At 68.4% G+C, this 1,495-nt stretch carries 1 protein-coding gene and 1 tRNA gene; both read right to left on the bottom strand.

The genetic code is table 11. The annotated features are described in order from the left end of the window. Positions 1-365: 365 nt before the first annotated feature. Positions 366-439: transfer RNA gene (locus Y706_RS0115745), tRNA-Leu, on the bottom strand. 32 nt (positions 440-471) lie between these two features. Next, positions 472-1,416 (bottom strand): N-acetyltransferase, encoded by a 945-nt coding sequence (locus Y706_RS0115740; RefSeq protein WP_028277357.1) that lies wholly within the window; start codon positions 1,414-1,416, stop codon positions 472-474. Between the last annotated feature and the right edge of the window lie 79 nt (positions 1,417-1,495).

The raw sequence follows: 1,495 nt of genomic DNA, 5'->3' as shown, positions 1-1,495 counted from the left end.
CGGTGAGCTTAGCGACGCGGGGCGCAACCCGGGGGAGTGAAGTCATGTACAAGCTCCTCGATCTAAAGGTGCGAACGGCCTTTGACGCGAAAGATCAGGTGTTCCTGATTCCACTTCAAGCTAGTGCAATTTCGACGTGAAAATAAGTGACTACGGTCACATCCTTATAACACTCGTTGCATAGAGGAAATCTGGACGGTTTGCGGCGGCTGTTTTGCCGGGGGGCGACGGCCCGGAACGGCTGCCCGGGTCAGTCGACCCCGAGGGCAAGCACGTGCGAGGGACAAGCCCGTGCGACGGGCCTGGAAACGCCGGGGGTCAGGGCCGCCAGGCTGCCGGGCGCCGCAGGGCGGCGCGCAGCCCAGTGCCCCAGGTGGGACTCGAACCCACAACACGCGGATTTTAAGTCCGCTGCCTCTGCCAATTGGGCTACTGGGGCGCCCGGTCAATGGTATCCCGCCGCCGGGCGGATCAGTCCGCGAAAGGCTCCGCGTAGCGGAAGGTGCCGCTCACGCCGCCGGGCCAGACGGCCAGCGGCAGCAACTGGAAGTGCGCGGCCCAGCCTGCCTCCGGCGGCGCCACCCCGAGCGAGGTGGACGGAACAAAGCCGAAGCGGGAGTAGTACTCGGGGCTGCCCAGCAGGGCTATCCCCCGCTCCCCCGCGGTGTTGGCCCGCGCCACGGTCTCGTTCATGAGCGCGGTGCCGATGCCGTGGCGCTGCAGCCGCGGCAGCACCCCGATCGGCCCGAGGCCGAGCAGCTCCAGCCCGTCCACCCATCCGCGGGTGCTGATCACATGCCCCACGATTTCGCCGTCGAGTTCGGCCACGATGCTGAACGCCGGCAGGTATTCCTGGCACTCGAACAACCGCGCCAGCAGCTTCACCTCCTCGGGTTCGCCGTCGACGTGCTCTCCGGTGGCGGGCGAGATGGCAAACGCGGCGGCGGTGAGGGCGAGGATGGCGGGACGGTCCGCCGGTTCCTCGCTGCGCAGCACGAGTTCCGGTGCCGGTTTGTGCACACCGTTGGCCGCGACGAGCTCGTGCAGTACCTCCAGCGCCCGTTCGGTGTCCGCCACCGGCACCAGCAGATGGTCATGGTGGAAGCCGGCCAGGACGTTGCAGCTGATCTTCGCCTCGGTCAGGGCCGCGCTGACGGCTGCCGTGAGGCCGATCGCCTCCAGCGAAGAGTGCACCTGGAGCGTGATCCAGGCCGCGACGAAGTCGTAGGAGAGCCCCAGGCTGTCCGCTTCGTTCCGCGGCAGCACGACGGTCAGCCCTTCCGCCTCACGGACGGCGGCCGCAATGGCCCCGGCCAGGGGCTTGCCGTGCGGCCACAGGGCGTAGACGTATTCGCCCTCGCGCAGTTCGGGGTGCATGGTGGCCAGGAGGGCGTGCAGGTCCTTTTCAGCTGTCATGGAGCCAGTCTAGGCGCGGGCCTCGCGCTCCGGTCCGCTCCCGGCGTCCTGGGGCGGCTGCCCGCCACGAAAACGGCGG

The organism is Arthrobacter sp. I3, assembly GCF_000520575.1.
Classification (GTDB): domain Bacteria; phylum Actinomycetota; class Actinomycetes; order Actinomycetales; family Micrococcaceae; genus Arthrobacter; species Arthrobacter humicola_A.
Note: the sequence above shows the minus strand (reverse complement) of the source record. Positions and strands in the feature narration are given on the sequence as shown.